The organism is Halobacillus trueperi, assembly GCF_003386945.1.
Taxonomy (GTDB): Bacteria; Bacillota; Bacilli; order Bacillales; family Halobacillaceae; genus Halobacillus; species Halobacillus aidingensis.
In genome coordinates this window covers 82884-98321 of sequence record NZ_QUAE01000003.1, presented here as the reverse complement: position 1 = coordinate 98321, position 15438 = coordinate 82884, and the positions used below count along the sequence as shown (strand labels likewise).

General features: G+C 44.1%; 16 protein-coding genes and 1 tRNA gene. 14 read left to right on the top strand and 3 right to left on the bottom strand.

The window, feature by feature from the left end:
- The first annotated feature begins 3 nt into the window (after positions 1–3).
- The 3 genes from DYE48_RS05355 to DYE48_RS05345 all read left to right on the top strand — a co-directional run bounded on the left by DYE48_RS05355 (position 4) and on the right by DYE48_RS05345 (position 2332).
- The gene (locus DYE48_RS05355) at positions 4–957 is read left to right on the top strand and encodes a gluconeogenesis factor YvcK family protein (RefSeq protein WP_115822722.1); all 954 of its coding nucleotides are present in this window, start codon (positions 4–6) and stop codon (positions 955–957) included.
- A gap of 33 nt (positions 958–990) precedes the next feature.
- The gene (whiA, locus tag DYE48_RS05350; protein ID WP_115822721.1) at positions 991–1947 is read left to right on the top strand and encodes a DNA-binding protein WhiA; all 957 of its coding nucleotides are present in this window, start codon (positions 991–993) and stop codon (positions 1945–1947) included.
- A 130-nt stretch (positions 1948–2077) separates the two neighbouring features.
- The gene (locus DYE48_RS05345; protein WP_089651363.1) at positions 2078–2332 is read left to right on the top strand and encodes an HPr family phosphocarrier protein; all 255 of its coding nucleotides are present in this window, start codon (positions 2078–2080) and stop codon (positions 2330–2332) included.
- A gap of 100 nt (positions 2333–2432) precedes the next feature.
- Here DYE48_RS05345 and clpP read toward each other — a convergent pair whose 3' ends face one another.
- Positions 2433–3020 carry an ATP-dependent Clp endopeptidase proteolytic subunit ClpP gene (gene clpP, locus DYE48_RS05340; RefSeq protein ID WP_089651364.1) on the bottom strand — a complete coding sequence of 196 codons (588 nt, stop codon included), beginning with the start codon at positions 3018–3020 and terminating at the stop codon, positions 2433–2435.
- Between the two features lie 950 nt (positions 3021–3970).
- On the opposite strand from clpP, the gene DYE48_RS05330 reads away from it, so the two are divergent.
- The 11 genes from DYE48_RS05330 (at position 3971) to DYE48_RS05280 (ending at position 13469) form a co-directional block, all read left to right on the top strand.
- A tRNA-Arg gene (locus DYE48_RS05330) sits at positions 3971–4046 on the top strand.
- A 261-nt stretch (positions 4047–4307) separates the two neighbouring features.
- Positions 4308–4532 (top strand): hypothetical protein, encoded by a 225-nt coding sequence (locus DYE48_RS05325; protein WP_115822719.1) that lies wholly within the window; start codon positions 4308–4310, stop codon positions 4530–4532.
- Positions 4533–4775: 243 nt separating this feature from the next.
- A complete protein-coding gene (locus DYE48_RS05320) occupies positions 4776–4997 on the top strand; it encodes a glutaredoxin family protein (RefSeq protein ID WP_115822718.1) in 222 nt (73 codons plus the stop codon).
- A gap of 151 nt (positions 4998–5148) precedes the next feature.
- Positions 5149–6177 carry a sugar-binding transcriptional regulator gene (locus tag DYE48_RS05315; RefSeq protein WP_115822717.1) on the top strand — a complete coding sequence of 343 codons (1029 nt, stop codon included), beginning with the start codon at positions 5149–5151 and terminating at the stop codon, positions 6175–6177.
- Positions 6178–6215: 38 nt separating this feature from the next.
- Positions 6216–7223, top strand: coding sequence for a type I glyceraldehyde-3-phosphate dehydrogenase (gap, locus tag DYE48_RS05310; RefSeq protein WP_089651368.1), 1008 nt, complete (start codon positions 6216–6218; stop codon positions 7221–7223).
- Positions 7224–7402: 179 nt separating this feature from the next.
- The gene (locus DYE48_RS05305; protein ID WP_089651369.1) at positions 7403–8584 is read left to right on the top strand and encodes a phosphoglycerate kinase; all 1182 of its coding nucleotides are present in this window, start codon (positions 7403–7405) and stop codon (positions 8582–8584) included.
- Positions 8585–8603: 19 nt separating this feature from the next.
- Positions 8604–9365, top strand: a complete 762-nt coding sequence (gene tpiA / locus DYE48_RS05300) for a triose-phosphate isomerase (RefSeq protein ID WP_115822716.1) — start codon at positions 8604–8606, stop codon at positions 9363–9365.
- Positions 9358–10896 carry a 2,3-bisphosphoglycerate-independent phosphoglycerate mutase gene (gpmI, locus tag DYE48_RS05295; protein ID WP_115822715.1) on the top strand — a complete coding sequence of 513 codons (1539 nt, stop codon included), beginning with the start codon at positions 9358–9360 and terminating at the stop codon, positions 10894–10896. The genes tpiA and gpmI overlap by 8 nt, the downstream gene beginning before the upstream one ends.
- Positions 10897–10909: 13 nt before the next feature.
- On the top strand, positions 10910–12196 hold the full coding sequence (eno, locus tag DYE48_RS05290) for a phosphopyruvate hydratase (protein ID WP_115822714.1): 1287 nt from the start codon (positions 10910–10912) through the stop codon (positions 12194–12196).
- Between the two features lie 90 nt (positions 12197–12286).
- The gene (locus tag DYE48_RS05285) at positions 12287–12868 is read left to right on the top strand and encodes a YdcF family protein (RefSeq protein ID WP_115822713.1); all 582 of its coding nucleotides are present in this window, start codon (positions 12287–12289) and stop codon (positions 12866–12868) included.
- A gap of 10 nt (positions 12869–12878) precedes the next feature.
- Positions 12879–13469, top strand: a complete 591-nt coding sequence (locus DYE48_RS05280) for a nitroreductase family protein (RefSeq protein ID WP_115822712.1) — start codon at positions 12879–12881, stop codon at positions 13467–13469.
- An 8-nt stretch (positions 13470–13477) separates the two neighbouring features.
- On the opposite strand, the gene ytzI is transcribed toward DYE48_RS05280, so the two are convergent.
- Both ytzI and ptsP read right to left on the bottom strand, forming a co-directional pair.
- Positions 13478–13639, bottom strand: a complete 162-nt coding sequence (ytzI, locus tag DYE48_RS05275) for a YtzI protein (protein WP_089651375.1) — start codon at positions 13637–13639, stop codon at positions 13478–13480.
- Positions 13640–13717: 78 nt separating this feature from the next.
- Positions 13718–15436 (bottom strand): phosphoenolpyruvate--protein phosphotransferase, encoded by a 1719-nt coding sequence (gene ptsP / locus DYE48_RS05270; RefSeq protein WP_115822711.1) that lies wholly within the window; start codon positions 15434–15436, stop codon positions 13718–13720.
- Between the last annotated feature and the right edge of the window lie 2 nt (positions 15437–15438).

The window sequence follows — 15438 nt, the reverse complement described above, 5'->3', positions numbered from 1 at the left end:
CGGATGGATCATAAGACCAAGCCGCGTGTCGTCGTTGTAGGTGGCGGGACCGGGATGCCTGTGCTCTTGCGCGGGTTGAAAAATTTACCGATTGACCTGTCAGCGATTGTTACGGTTGCTGATGACGGTGGAAGCTCCGGCCGCTTACGTAACGAGATGGCTATTCCTGCGCCGGGGGATATCAGGAATGTCGTGGCTGCCCTTTCCGATGCTGAGCCTATGCTCCTTGAGCTTTTTCAGCATCGTTTTGCAGCGGGTAACGGCTTGTCTGGTCATTCCATGGGAAACCTTTTGCTAGCTGCGATGGCATCCATGACGGGAGACTTTTATAAAGGGATAAAAGAAATCTCCAGAGTCCTGAATGTGCGCGGTCATATTTATCCGATTGCCAATCATTCCATGAACCTTCATGCGGAGATGGAGGATGGAACGGTTGTTACCGGTGAGTCAAGTATTCCGAAACAGAACAAGAAAATAAAAAGGGTGTACGTAAGCCCTACGCCGATTCAGCCTTTGCCAGAAGCTGTAGAGGCAATCAAATCCGCGGATTTGATTGTCATCTCTCCGGGAAGTCTTTACACAAGTATATTACCGAACATCATCATCCCGGAAATCGGGCAGGCATTGAAAGAAACGAAAGCGATGGTCACTTATATATGCAACGTGATGACACAGGAGGGGGAAACTTCTGGTTACACGGCAGCTGATCATATCCAGGCCTTATTTGATCATATTGGAGAAGGTGTGTTACAGTCAGTGATTGTGCATAATCAACCGATCGATCAAGGGGTGAGGGCTGCTTATGCTGAAGAAAATGCGGAGCCCGTCATTTACGATATTGAAAGAATTAAATCCATGGGATTGAAAGTCATAGAAGAAGATATCATCGACCACAGCAAGCCTATGTTACGTCATGACACAGAAAAATTAGCAAAGTTATTGCACTCCATGCTTTAGGTGTTGCGTGGTAGGTAGAAGGGGGTGTACATCATGTCATTTGCATCAGAGATCAAAAAAGAATTAACGAATGTAGAAGCAGATACTTGCTGCATGGAATCGGAATTGGCTGCCCTTGTCCGTATGAACGGCACATTTTCCCTTTCCAATCGTGAATATATTCTGGACGTACAAACAGAGAATGCGGCGATTGCCAGAAGGATCTACACGTTAATCAAAAAGCTTTATCCCTACCCGGTAGAACTCCTTGTTCGGAAAAAAATGAGGTTGAAAAAGAACAATGTTTATATTGTAAGGATGAAGGAGAAAGCGAATGTCGTTCTTGAAGATCTTGAAATCTTGAAAGGTCCTCTATCCATTAATCCAGACATCCCTCAAAAGTATTTGAACGATACATGTTGTAAAAGGGCTTATTTACGGGGAGCATTTCTTGCGGGCGGTTCCGTCAACAACCCAGAAACCTCTTCCTATCATCTTGAAATTTATTCTTCAGATGAGGAACACAACGAGGCGTTGTGTAAGCTTATGAATAGTTTTGGGTTACATGCAAGGACGCTCAGTCGTAAAAAAGGATACATCACGTACTTGAAAGAAGCGGATAAAATCACGGAGCTTATCAGCAATATCGGAGCCCACCAAGCTCTTTTCAAGTTTGAAGATGTGAGGATCGTCCGGGATATGAGAAACTCGGTGAATCGTCTCGTCAATTGTGAGACAGCTAATTTAAATAAGACGATCGGTGCAGCTTTCCGCCAAGTGGAGAACATAAAATTCATTAAACGGACAGTTGGCTTAGAAGCCCTCCCAGATAAATTGCAGGAGATTGCATCTTTAAGGCTGCAGCACCAGGAAGTTTCTTTGAAAGAGCTTGGGGAGTATGTTTCTGGTGGGTCGATTAGTAAATCAGGCATCAATCACCGCCTGCGTAAAATCGACGAGTTCGCCGAAAAAGTTAGAAAAGGTGAAGTCATAGAAAACACAAGAAATTAATGTTTCCTTAACAAATTCATGCTATAATGAAATACAATTATAAACGCTTTCTACAAGAGAGCGTTCTTTTTTCTCAGTATTGAATCCGCTTACAAAGAAGTTGAAATATAGAATGAGAGGAGAATGACAGGTGATTGAGAGGACGATAACGATTGAGCTTGAGACAGGTTTACAGGCAAGACCAGCAGCACAATTCGTACAAGAAGCGAACAAGTTCACCGCTGATGTTTTTATCGAAAAAGGTGAGAAACGTGTGAATGCCAAAAGTATTATGGGGTTAATGAGTCTTGCTGTCGGAACCGATGAAGACATTAAGTTAATTGCAGACGGTTCTGATGAGGAAGAAGCTGTTCAGGTGCTTACTGACTTCGTGAAGAATGAGTAATCATTGTTTATGTGAAAAAATGAACGTTCTCCAATAAGGGAACGGTTTCATACAGTACAAAAAAATCCGCTGTGTCATCACAGCGGATTTTGTGTTTTTCTTATTGTTCGTTTTTCTCCATGACTTTATCGATCAAGCCGTAGTCAACAGCTTCATGGGCAGACATGAAGTTATCACGATCCGTGTCGCGTTCGATGACTTCCATCGGCTGTCCAGTACGCTCAGCAAGAATCTTATTCAGCTTCTCACGCATTTTAATAATACGCTTTGCGTGAATTTCGATATCTGAAGCCTGGCCTTGTGTTCCTCCAAGCGGTTGGTGAATCATGACTTCACTGTTAGGTAGTGCATAACGTTTACCAGGTTCACCAGCGTTCAGCAAGAAGGCACCCATAGATGCAGCCATACCTGTGCAGATCGTGGATACGTTCGGTTTGATGAACTGCATCGTATCATAAATCGCCATACCTGCTGTGATCGATCCACCAGGAGAGTTGATGTATAGGGAAATATCTTTTTCTGGATCGTCAGCCGCAAGGAAGAGCAACTGCGCAACAACAGAGTTTGAGATGTTATCATCAATCGGGCTTCCCAGCATGATGATACGGTCTTTAAGTAAGCGGGAATAAATATCATAGGCACGTTCTCCGCGGTTTGTTTGTTCAATAACTGTAGGGACTAAATTCATTTGAAATTCCTCCTTAACATCAAATTAATAATGATGGAATACATTCATCATACCTATAAGGTCAATAAAGGTCAAACAAAAACAATCGACCTTTTATTCTTTATTTCATCAAGGGTGGTTACGCCTTTTAAGTATGAAAAACGGCTATTCTTATTCGTTCTATATGATGTGTTCCAATTCCTTCTACCATCATACCCTAAATTTACCTATATAAACGTCTGAACCTATAATTAAGCTATATGGCAGGATTGTGTAAGACTCGATTTCGAGATGTTTCAGGGTTCGTTTGCCGTGTTGAGCGTTAGGGGCGGTTGGGAAGCTACTCGCTTTCCTGTGGGGGAGCGCCGAGCTTCCTCGGACTGCGTCCTGCGGGATCTCGCCTATCTCCTTCTCCCACGGGAGTCTCGCAGCTTCCCAACCACCCCATTCGATGTATGCGTGAAACGAACCCCTTTGCTGAGGATGAGTGTCTTACACAATTCCTGATCTATAGTAATAAAGCGCTCTATAGCAACCTTTTATCCAGAATAGCGGTTATGGAAATTCATATTGCTCCACTTTCCTTGTGAGTAAAATCATCTTATTCCGGAAGTGCTTTCGAGACACTTATATGGTAAAAGGGCGGAGGGGAGGCGGAGATAAAGGAAACACGAAGAACGGAGTGATTCGATGTTGACTTATCGTACAGAAGCGAGGGAAGTCTCACTAGCCGCTAGGCGCCGGAACCGGATAACTAAGAGGAAAAAAGTGCATGGTGAGACCCCGCAGAGCGAAGCTTGAGGAGGCTCACCGCGCTCCCGCGGAAAGCGAGCCATTCCCCGCAGCCCCCATCCACTCAACAATAGACTCGAAATCGAGTCTTCCACAATCGGGAGCTTTTGTGGAAGACTATAAAAATGGGTTGCGTTTTTGGGCGATTCTCCTTATAATATTAAATGCATGTCGCTTTTGCGCCCGTAGCTCAGTTGGATAGAGCGGTAGATTCCGGTTCTACGTCAGTCGGGGGTTCGAATCCTCTCGGGCGCGCTAAACTAGAAGGACCTTCCTTAAATGTAAGGGAGGTCCTATTTTTTACAGGAATATCATTATATTAATATATTAATACTTGTAGAATCCTTTGCGGTTACATCAGTGTTATTTAAATATGGATTAGACAGAAATATCACAAGAATTATACGAACACTTATTTGGTTTATAGTATCGTAATGTATTTATTTCGGCCTTTTTCTATGTTATTATTGAATAAATAAAGTCAGACTTTTCGCTTTATTTAGAAGAGGGGTATATATGACAAAACTAATCCGTTACAAAATGTTGTCGACTGAAGAAGTTTCTGAAGACAGGCGGATTCATGTGTTCGACATGCAGGAGCAGCAAAAGTTATCCTTCAACTATGAGTCATTGAAACGAACACCTGAAAACTATGTAGGCGAAGAGTTAGCTCATTTCTTGGATAAACGTAAGTTGAAAATCGATAATGGTTTTTATGATAAAAAAGGACATGCTTCCTGAAGCATGTCTTTTTTGTTTGTTAATTTTAGTCAGCAAGTTATTCAAAGTAAATGGCTGAATAGTGTAGGATATATTTCGAGATTCTAGAGTTCGTTACCTTAATAAGAGTCAACGTTGATTCCAGGGATCTCCAAATGCTATCAAACATATCGGGCCCCTAAGTATCTAGAACCTGGGTTTCCGGGATGGATGGGGTAAGCTCCCTTTGATATGATGAAAATGAAAGTTCAGGGAGGACTCTATATGTCTGAAGTTATATTATATGTAAAAGAAAACTGTGGGTTATGCGATGAAGTTAAGGACTTGTTGTCTTTGTTTGATGTCAAAGTAATATTGGTTGATATTGAAAGCGATCCTGCATTGCTTGAGAAGTATATGCTCGAGATACCGGTTTTGAAAATCGGTGAGGAAGAGTTGGATTATCGTGAAATTGATTACTTCGAACTAATGAAGCGTTTACAATGAAAAACGTCTAGGTTTTCGCTTGCACGTGGACTACCCCACTGTTAATATAAAATTGAGATAAGATATTTTTTTGCTCCGAGCGGGACATAATATGACTAGCTGGGACGTAATACATCCCGGTTGGTACCATTTCAAAGAAGGGGCTTTTTCCATGAGAGCGTTCATCGACTTACAAAAAAAATTATTCCCGGATGTCCTGGACGTTATACAGCGCCGTTATCAGCTGTTGTATTACATCCAGATCATGCAGCCTGTGGGCCGAAGAGCGCTAGCTGAAAGTGTTGAGCTTGCTGAACGTACGGTTCGAAGCGAAGTGGACTTTTTGAACAAACAAGGAGCTGTAGAGATTACCTCAAGAGGTATGCACTTAAGTTATGAAGGGCAGAACATTCTTGAACAGCTAGCCGAGTTTATTAAAGAGGTCTCTGGGATTAAGGTTTTAGAACAACAATTAAAGGATAAATTAAATTTAGACCATATCGTTGTTGTTCCAGGTGATAGCGATGAGCTTAATTGGGTAAAACAAGAGATGGGAAAAGCATGTGTCCAATATTTGAAAGAACATATGTCGCCGGATCAGGTGATTGCCATTACAGGCGGAACAACGATGGCATCCGTCGCACAAGTGATGACGCCGCTGTCTGGAGCTGATCAGTGCTTATACGTTCCTGCGCGTGGAGGCTTAGGTGAAAGAGTTGAAAACCAGGCCAACACGATTTGCGCGGAAATGGCGAAAAAGGCTAGGGGTGATTATCGTCTTTTATATGTACCCGATCCTCTCAGTGAGGAATCCTATCAGACGATAAAAGAAGAACCTTCGATCAAAGAAGTGTTGGACATCATCCGAAACGCGGAAATCGTCATTCACGGAGTCGGTGATGCGCTCACGATGGCAGAACGGAGAAAGACTTCCCCTGAACAATTGGAATTGATCAAAAAGCACAACGCGGTAGGCGAAGCTTTTGGTTACTATTTCAATGTGGAGGGTGAGATCGTTCACAAAGTTCGTACGGTCGGTCTGCAATTAGAAGACCTGAAGCGTGCGAAACATGTCATTGCTGTTGCTGGAGGTCGTTCAAAAGCACAAGCCATCTCATCTTATTTCCAACCGGGCCAGAGTAATGTCCTGATCACTGATGAAGGTGCAGCCCAAGAGTTAATAAGGGGTTTATCCCTTTAAATAAATATGATTTCAATCATCCTAAGGAGGAATTTTGCATGACAGTAAGAATTGGTATTAACGGATTTGGACGTATTGGACGTAATGTTTTCCGTGCTGCTTTGAACAACAATGAAGTAGAGGTAGTAGCGGTTAACGACTTGACAGATGCAAACATGCTTGCACACTTGCTTCAATACGATACTGTACACGGTAAGCTTGAGCAAGAAGTGACAACAAATGGTGACAACCTGATTGTCGGCGGAAAAGAAGTTAAAGTACTTTCTGAAAAAGATCCAGCTCAACTTGGTTGGGGAGATCTTGGCGTAGATATCGTTATCGAATCTACAGGTCGCTTCACTCAGCGTGACGATGCGAAGAAACACTTGGATGCAGGTGCTAAGAAAGTCGTTATCTCTGCTCCAGCGAAGCAAGAAGACCTTACAGTCGTTATGGGTGTAAACGAAGACCAGTACGACAAAGATTCTCACCACGTTATCTCTAACGCTTCTTGCACAACGAACTGCTTGGCTCCATACGCAAAAGTTCTTGACGAGAAGTTCGGTCTTAAGCGCGGTATGATGACAACTGTTCACTCTTATACGAACGACCAACAGATCCTTGATCTTCCACACAAAGATTACCGTCGTGCTCGTGCAGCTGCTGAGAACATCATCCCAACGACAACTGGTGCTGCACAAGCCGTTGCAAAAGTTCTTCCACACCTTGATGGCAAGCTTAGCGGTATGGCTATGCGTGTACCAACATCCAACGTTTCAATCGTAGACTTGGTTGCTGAGCTTGATAAAGATGTAACAGCTGAAGAAGTGAACGAAGCTCTTCGTGCAGAAGCTGAAGGTAACCTTAAAGGAATCCTTGGCTACAGTGACGAGCCACTTGTTTCTACGGACTACAATGGCAACACTCACTCTTCTATCATTGATGGTCTTTCTACACTAATCCTTGAAAACAACATGGTTAAAATTGTTTCTTGGTATGACAACGAAACTGGTTACTCCAACCGTTGTGTAGACTTGGCTGTATACCTTAAAAACCAAGGCTTGTAATATCTGAGCCGTTTTAGAAAATACTATGAAAAAGCTGGAAAGGAGGAGGTCTCAGGTCCTCCTCCTTTATCCATGTTTTTTCGCATCCTGCTTATCGGCGTTTCTGCACAATGAAACTGTGGAAACGTACATAAGGGCAGGCGATGAACCTGACCACAAACCAAGGAGGTTGTCATTCTATGAATAAGAAAACAATCCGCGATGTTGAAGTGAACGGGAAAACCGTTTTTTGCCGTGTTGACTTCAACGTACCGATGAGCGAGGGAGAGGTCACAGACGACACTCGAATTAAAGCTGCCCTCCCTACAATCAAGCACCTGACTGGAAACGGTGCGAAAGTCATTCTTGCCAGTCACCTTGGACGTCCAAAAGGGGAAGTTGTCGAAGACCTTCGTCTTGATCCTGTAGCCAAGCGTCTGAGCGATGTTCTGGGACAAACCGTTACAAAAACGGATGAAGTATACGGCGGTGAAGTGAACAAAGCCATTTCTGAAATGGAAAACGGCGATGTTCTTCTGATCGAAAACGTACGCTTCAACCCTGGCGAAGAGAAGAATGATGCGGAATTAGCCAAAGCCTTTGCAGACATGGCTGACCTCTATGTAAACGATGCTTTCGGTGCTGCCCACCGTGCGCATGCTTCTACAGCAGGTGTTGCTGAGCATATTCCTGCCGTTGCTGGTTTCCTGATGGAGAAAGAAATCAACGTTCTAGGTAAGGCGCTGTCTAATCCTGAGCGTCCATTCACAGCCATCATCGGTGGTGCGAAAGTGAAAGATAAAATCGGCGTTATTGACAACTTGATTGATAAAGTCGATAACTTGATCATCGGTGGAGGTCTTGCCTACACATTCGTAAAAGCCCTGGGTCACGAAATCGGTAAGTCTCTACTGGAAGAAGATAAAATTGATCTAGCTAAAGAATATATGAAGAAAGCAGAAGAAAAAGGCGTCAATTTCCTTATGCCTGAAGATGTCGTCGTTGCTGATGATTTCTCTGATTCTGCAAACAAGAAAGAAGTCGGAATCGACAGCATCCCAGCCGACTGGGAAGCACTGGATATCGGTCCGAAAACGAGAGAAAAATATGCAGAAGTCATTAAAGATTCTAAATTGGTCATCTGGAACGGACCAATGGGCGTCTTTGAAATCGAATCTTTTGCTAACGGTACAAAAGCTGTAGCGAACGCTCTTTCTGAAACAGATGGCTACACGGTCATCGGTGGAGGCGACTCTGCAGCAGCCGTTGAGAAATTCGGATATGCAAATGACATGGACCACGTCTCCACAGGTGGCGGGGCTTCCTTGGAATTCATGGAAGGTAAAGATCTTCCTGGTGTATCCTTGTTGAACGATAAATAAAAAGGAGAGGTGAAACCATATGCGTAAAAAAGTAATTGCTGGTAACTGGAAAATGAATAAAAACCATCGTGAAGCGGAAGATTTTATTCAAACAGCTAAAAACGAAGTTCCTTCCTCTGAGCAGGTAGAATCGGTTGTTTGTGCTCCATTTCCTTTTCTACAAAAACTGGTAGAAGAAACTGAAGGCACAAGTCTTAAAATCGGTGCTCAAAACATGCACTTTGAAGAAAGCGGTGCGTTTACTGGTGAAGTAAGCCCAGTCATGCTGAAAGAACTTGGTGTTTCTTACGTCGTACTTGGCCACTCCGAGCGTCGTGAAATCTTCAAGGAAACCGATGAAGAGGTAAACAAAAAAGTTCATGCGGCATTTAACCACGGCTTGACACCAATCATTTGTGTAGGGGAATCTCTAGAACAACGTGAAGCAAACGAAACGATGAACGTCGTTGAAACACAAGTGAAAAAAGCATTGGACGGTCTGACAAATGACCAATGTGCAGAGACAATCATTGCTTATGAGCCGATCTGGGCGATTGGTACAGGTCGTACAGCGACATCTGAACAAGCGAATGAAGTTTGCACACACATTCGTAAAGTCGTCAGTGATTATGTAAGTGCGGAAGCAGCGGAAGCTGTTCGCATTCAATACGGTGGCAGCGTGAAGCCTGCAAACGTTGATGAACTACTATCTCAGTCCGACATCGATGGTGCTCTAGTAGGAGGAGCCAGCCTTGAAGCTGATTCTTTCCTAAAACTAGTGGAGGCAGGTAAGAATGAGTAAGCAGAACCTTGCTGCCTTAATCATCCTTGACGGCTACGCTCTTCGTGATGAAGAGAAAGGCAATGCTGTCAAACAAGCGAACACACCAAACTTTGATCGTTACTGGAACCAATTCCCGCATTCTCAATTAACGGCATGCGGGGAAGCTGTCGGACTGCCAGAAGGTCAAATGGGTAACTCTGAAGTCGGACACTTGAACATCGGCGCAGGCCGTGTCGTTTATCAAAGTCTGACAAGAATTAACCTTTCCATCCGTGAAGGGGACTTCTTTGAAAATGAAGTGTTGCTGAACGCGGTTCGTGAAGCGAAGGCGAAAAGTAAAGCTCTTCATATTTTCGGTCTTTTATCTGATGGCGGGATTCACAGCCATATCGACCATATGATTGCTACCTTGAAACTGGCTAAAGAAGAAGGTCTTGAAAAAGTCTATATTCATGCCTTCCTTGATGGCCGTGATGTAGGTCAGCAATCGGCGAAGACTTATATCAAACAGGCGCTAGAAGCGATTGAAGAAGTAGGCGTAGGGCAAATCGCTACCCTTTCCGGACGTTACTATGCGATGGATCGTGACAATCGCTGGGAACGTGTGGAAAAAGCTTATGATGCCATCGCCTACGGTGAGGGTCCGACGTACAAGGATCCAATCAAGGCAATTGATGATTCTTATGAGCAGGAAGTGTACGATGAGTTTGTTGAACCTGTTGTCTTAACAGATGAGGACAACAACCCTATCGGCACGGTGGAAGATGAAGACAGTGTTATTTTCTTCAATTTCCGACCGGATCGCGCCATCCAACTTTCTCGTACATTCGCAAACGACGACTTTGATGGTTATGAGCTTGGTGACAAAGCACCGAAGAATCTTCACTTTGTGGGGATGACTCAATACAGCGACCAGGTCAAAAGTAAGATTGCTTTCCCACCGAATGACTTAAAAAACACCGTCGGGGAAGTTCTCGCTGATAATGATATGAAACAGTTGCGTATTGCAGAGACAGAGAAGTATCCACACGTGACGTTCTTCATGAGTGGCGGTCGTGAAAAAGAATTCGAAGGGGAAGAGCGCATCCTCATCGATTCTCCGAAAGTTGCGACGTATGACCTGCAGCCGGAAATGAGTGCTTATGAAGTTACAGATGCACTTCTTGAGGCACTGGATGCAGAGAAACACAACGCGATTATTTTAAACTTTGCCAATCCTGATATGGTTGGACACTCAGGGATGCTTGAGCCGACCATTAAAGCGATTGAAGCCGTAGATGAATGCTTAGGTAAGATCGTAGATAAGATCCATGAAAAAGGTGGGCATGCGATCATTACAGCTGACCATGGGAACTCTGATGAGGTGACGACCTTGGATGGAGACGCTATGACAGCTCATACGACAAACCCTGTACCCGTCATTGTAACGAAAGATGGGGTGGAACTCCGTGATGGAGGAATCCTTGGTGATCTTTCACCAACATTGCTAGAACTTTTGAACATTGAACAACCTGAAGAAATGACAGGAAAATCACTAATTAAAAAATAAGGGAGAGATATTCATGCCTTACATTACTGACGTATATGCACGTGAAGTCCTTGACTCTCGTGGTAACCCGACTGTTGAAGTAGAAGTTTATACAGAATCAGGAGCTTTCGGTACAGCACTTGTTCCAAGTGGTGCTTCTACTGGTGAATACGAAGCAGTAGAGCTTCGTGATGGTGACAAAGAACGTTACCTTGGCAAAGGTGTACAAAACGCTGTGGATAACGTAAACGAAAAAATTGCTCCAAACCTTCTAGGTATGGACGTGACTCAACAAGTGATCATCGACCAAATGATGAGAGAACTTGATGGTACAGAAAACAAAGGAAACCTTGGAGCGAACGCAATCCTTGGTGTATCCATGGCTGTTGCACATGCGGCTGCAGACGTTGTAGGTCTTCCACTTTACAAGTATCTTGGAGGTTTCACAGCGGCTACTCTTCCAACACCAATGATGAACATTCTGAATGGTGGAGAGCACGCAGACAACAACGTAGACATCCAGGAATTCATGGTTATGCCTGTTGGTGCACCAACATTCAAAGAAGCCCTACGTATGGGAGCAGAAATTTTCCACTCTCTTAAGAAAGTTCTTTCCAGCAAAGGATATAACACTGGCGTAGGTGATGAAGGTGGCTTCGCTCCAGACTTAGGTTCTAACGAAGAAGCTCTATCTACTATCATCGAAGCGATTGAAGCTGCTGGCTACAAGCCTGATGCTGAAGTCAAGCTTGCGATGGACGTTGCCTCTTCTGAGATTTATGAAGATGGCAAGTACAACCTGAAAGGTGAAGGTGTTGTACGTACGTCTGAAGAAATGGTTGATTGGTATGAAGAGCTTGTGAACAAGTACCCAATCGTTTCAATTGAAGACGGTCTTGACGAGAACGACTGGGAAGGAACGAAACTTCTTACAGACCGTATTGGAGACCGCGTACAGCTTGTCGGTGACGACCTGTTCGTAACAAACACAGAGAAGCTGGGCCGTGCGATTGAAGAAGGCGTTGGCAACTCCATTCTAATCAAAGTGAACCAAATCGGTACACTTACAGAAACATTTGAAGCGATCGAAATGGCAAAGCGCGCAGGTTACACAGCTGTCATCTCTCACCGTTCTGGTGAAACAGAAGATGCAACCATCGCGGACATTGCTGTTGCGACAAATGCAGGACAAATCAAAACAGGTGCTCCTTCCCGTACGGATCGTGTCGCGAAGTACAACCAGCTTCTTCGTATCGAAGACCAGCTGCTTGGAACAGCGACATACGCTGGCGAGAAAGCATTCTACAACTTGAATAAATAAGTTTTAAAATGAGCCTCTCTGATGATTCAGAGAGGCTTTTTTCTATGATATGATGGAACATATATTCAGGGAGTAGGAGAGCCAGGAGATATGAAAAGATTCATTCAGATCATTTTATTCTTGATGCTAGGCTATGCATTATACACGGGGTATTCCGTGTGGACCTATGGAGATGAAACAGCATCAGAAGCTGATGCAGCCATCATCCTCGGTGCCGCCCAATGGAATGGAAAGCCAAGTCCGGTTTTTGAGGGGCGTTTGAAGCAGGGGATTGAGTTGTATAAAGAAGGACAAGTTGAATACTTGATTCTCACGGGTGGTAAAAGTGAACAAGCAGCCTCCTCTGAAGCAGAAGTAGGAAAAGACTATGCGATGGATCATGGAGTAAAAGAAGAGGATATTCTGTTTGAGGATCGATCACTAATCACCGAAGATAACTTGAGTAATGCGAAAGAAGTCAGTCATGAAAAAGGGATTCGTTCTTTTTTAATTGTCAGCGACCAATTTCATTTGAAAAGAGCTGTGGCTATGGCCGAGCAACTGGATATGGAGGTCGAAGGTGTCCCGACTCAGTATTCAGCATATAAAAGTATGGAAACGAAAGTGCCATTCTTCTTGCGTGAATGGGGCTATTGGATGGGACAACCTGTGACAGAGTTGATTATGTTGTGAGGTGTACGTGATGGAATTGATGGAAGCGATTCAGACCCGCCGCTCGATTCATGAATATAAAGAGGAAAAAGTGGATCATGAAGTACTGGCACGTATTTTCGCTGAAGCTGCATGGGCGCCTAACCATCGGATGAAAGAGCCGTGGCATATACGATTATACCAGGATAAAGGGAAAGAAGCGTATGCCCAGGCCGTAATGAAAAGTTATCAAAGGCAAGGGTTCTTTGATGGCTATGACATAAACAAAACTCAAAGACTGCAGGACGGAATTCAGGACTTCTTATTAATTATTCCTCATCACGCTTTGATTTATATGGAAAGAGATGAGGATATTCGGAAGTATGAAGAAGATTATGCCGCTGTTTGTGCCTATATACAAAATGTTCAGCTTTTGGCATGGGAAGCAGGCGTAGGCGTTCTTTGGACGACGAGTCCATATTTGCATGATGATCAATTTTATCAAGATATTGGGCTGGACAGCCAGCGTTTTAAATTGGTTTCTGTGTTACAGATGGGCTACCCTAAAAGAATTCCGAAGCCGAAGATACGCACACCGATACAGAAAAAACTTTCCCTGTATGATGGAAAAGAAAAAAGCTGACGCTATGGTTAAGCGTCAGCTTTTTTATGCTCATCTTTATGATGTTTGTCGTCTGGTAACGGGTCAACGGTGTGCTTGTAATCGTAGCCTTTAGAGACAGCCATACCGAACATGGCGGCAATCCCTAAAACAATGGCAATACATACAATCAAGATCACAGTAAATGTCATGGAAACACATCTCTTTCTCATGAACTAGCCGAAAGGAAGTCGGCACACACCTATTGTCCCACACTCATCGTACAAATACTACTTCGTTTGTGTTTTTTCTTTAACAAAAGCGACAACTTCTTCTGCTGTTCCCATAGAAAGAATTTCTTCTTTATAAGAAGTCCATTCTTTCCTGGATAGATCTCTGATCTGCGTACGGGCAGGCAGAATGGATGTTGCACTCATGCTGAATTCATCCAAACCAAGTCCAAGTAGAAGCGGAATGGCAATTTCATCTCCAGCCATTTCCCCGCACATGCCAGCCCATTTGCCTTCCGCATGTGCTGCTTCGATCACATTGTTGACGAGGTTGAGAATCGCCGGGTTGTAAGGCTGATACAAGTAGGACACGCGTTCGTTCATACGGTCCGCTGCCATTGTATATTGAATCAAGTCATTGGTACCAATACTGAAGAAATCGACTTCTTTAGCGAACTGACGGGCAATCACTGCTGTTGCAGGAATTTCAACCATCATTCCGACTTCGATTTCATCTGAAACATCATGACCTTCTTCCTTAAGGTTCGCGCGCTCTTCGTCAAGGATTGCTTTAGCTTGACGGAATTCTTCCAGCGTAGCAATCATAGGGAACATGATTTTTAAGTTTCCGTGGACACTGGCACGTAGCAAAGCACGAAGCTGAACGCGGAAAATATCGTCGCGCTCCAGGCAAAGACGGATCGCACGGTAACCAAGGAATGGGTTCATTTCCTCAGGAAGATCCAAGTAGTCAAGCTCCTTGTCTCCACCGATATCCAGTGTGCGTACCACGACTGGCTTGTCTCCCATTTGCTTCAACACAGAAGAGTAAGCATCGAACTGCTCTTCCTCTGTCGGAAGCTGGCTTTTGCCCATATAAAGGAATTCTGTACGATAAAGGCCGACACCTTCGCCACCGTTGTTTAGAACGCCTTCAACGTCGTCAGGAGTTCCAATGTTGGCTACAAGTTCTACGTGGTCGCCTTCAGAAGTGACGGTCGCTTCATCTTTAAGCTTCGCCCATTCTTGTTTCTGCTTCTCGAAATCGTCCTGCTTTTGCTTGTATTCTGCAATTTGATCTTCGCTAGGGTCAATGATGACATCACCATTGATTCCATCGACGATGATCATGGTATCCTTTCCAGCCTGGGAAGTGATATTTTTCGTTCCAACGACTGCAGGGATCTCAAGAGAACGAGCCATGATGGCCGAGTGAGACGTACGGCCTCCGATATCAGTCGTGAAGCCTTTTACGTATTGTTTGTTCAATTGAGCGGTATCGGAAGGTGTCAGATCGTCTGCGACGATGACAACTTCTTCATTGATGAGCGCAGGATCCGGGAATGTCACACTAAGAAGGTGAGCCATTACACGTTTTGTTACGTCGTGGATGTCTGCCGCACGTTCGCGCATGTATTCATTATCCATGCCTTTGAACATGTCAATGAACATGTTTGCAGTCTCAGAAAGTGCTGCTTCTGCGTTAACATTTTCGCTCTTGATCTTATCTTCAATCGGTTGAATTAATTCTGGATCGCTCAATACCAATAGGTGAGCAGAAAAGATTTCCGCGTGTTCATCACCTAAAGATTTTCTTGTGTGTTCTTTAATTTTTTCCAGCTCTGATTTTGATGTATCCAGAGCCTCATGCAGGCGTTTGACTTCTTGTTCCGGCTGCTCAATATCTTTCTTATCGAAAGAAAGGTCCGGAGCTTCCAAGCGGTACACTTTTGCAATCGCAATTCCGCTGGAAGCTGCAATACCTTGAAGCTGTGTCATGC

Coding starts and splice junctions, on each gene's coding strand:
- gpmI (WP_115822715.1), top strand. CDS start 9,358: ATGAGTAAGCAGAACCTTGCTGCCTTAATCATCCTTGACGGCTACGCT.
- DYE48_RS05355 (WP_115822722.1), top strand. CDS start 4: ATGGATCATAAGACCAAGCCGCGTGTCGTCGTTGTAGGTGGCGGGACC.
- DYE48_RS05280 (WP_115822712.1), top strand. CDS start 12,879: ATGGAATTGATGGAAGCGATTCAGACCCGCCGCTCGATTCATGAATAT.
- tpiA (WP_115822716.1), top strand. CDS start 8,604: ATGCGTAAAAAAGTAATTGCTGGTAACTGGAAAATGAATAAAAACCAT.
- ptsP (WP_115822711.1), bottom strand. CDS start 15,436: ATGACACAGCTTCAAGGTATTGCAGCTTCCAGCGGAATTGCGATTGCA.
- DYE48_RS05315 (WP_115822717.1), top strand. CDS start 5,149: ATGAGAGCGTTCATCGACTTACAAAAAAAATTATTCCCGGATGTCCTG.
- whiA (WP_115822721.1), top strand. CDS start 991: ATGTCATTTGCATCAGAGATCAAAAAAGAATTAACGAATGTAGAAGCA.
- eno (WP_115822714.1), top strand. CDS start 10,910: ATGCCTTACATTACTGACGTATATGCACGTGAAGTCCTTGACTCTCGT.
- DYE48_RS05285 (WP_115822713.1), top strand. CDS start 12,287: ATGAAAAGATTCATTCAGATCATTTTATTCTTGATGCTAGGCTATGCA.
- DYE48_RS05320 (WP_115822718.1), top strand. CDS start 4,776: ATGTCTGAAGTTATATTATATGTAAAAGAAAACTGTGGGTTATGCGAT.
- ytzI (WP_089651375.1), bottom strand. CDS start 13,639: ATGACATTTACTGTGATCTTGATTGTATGTATTGCCATTGTTTTAGGG.
- DYE48_RS05305 (WP_089651369.1), top strand. CDS start 7,403: ATGAATAAGAAAACAATCCGCGATGTTGAAGTGAACGGGAAAACCGTT.
- gap (WP_089651368.1), top strand. CDS start 6,216: ATGACAGTAAGAATTGGTATTAACGGATTTGGACGTATTGGACGTAAT.
- clpP (WP_089651364.1), bottom strand. CDS start 3,020: ATGAATTTAGTCCCTACAGTTATTGAACAAACAAACCGCGGAGAACGT.
- DYE48_RS05325 (WP_115822719.1), top strand. CDS start 4,308: ATGACAAAACTAATCCGTTACAAAATGTTGTCGACTGAAGAAGTTTCT.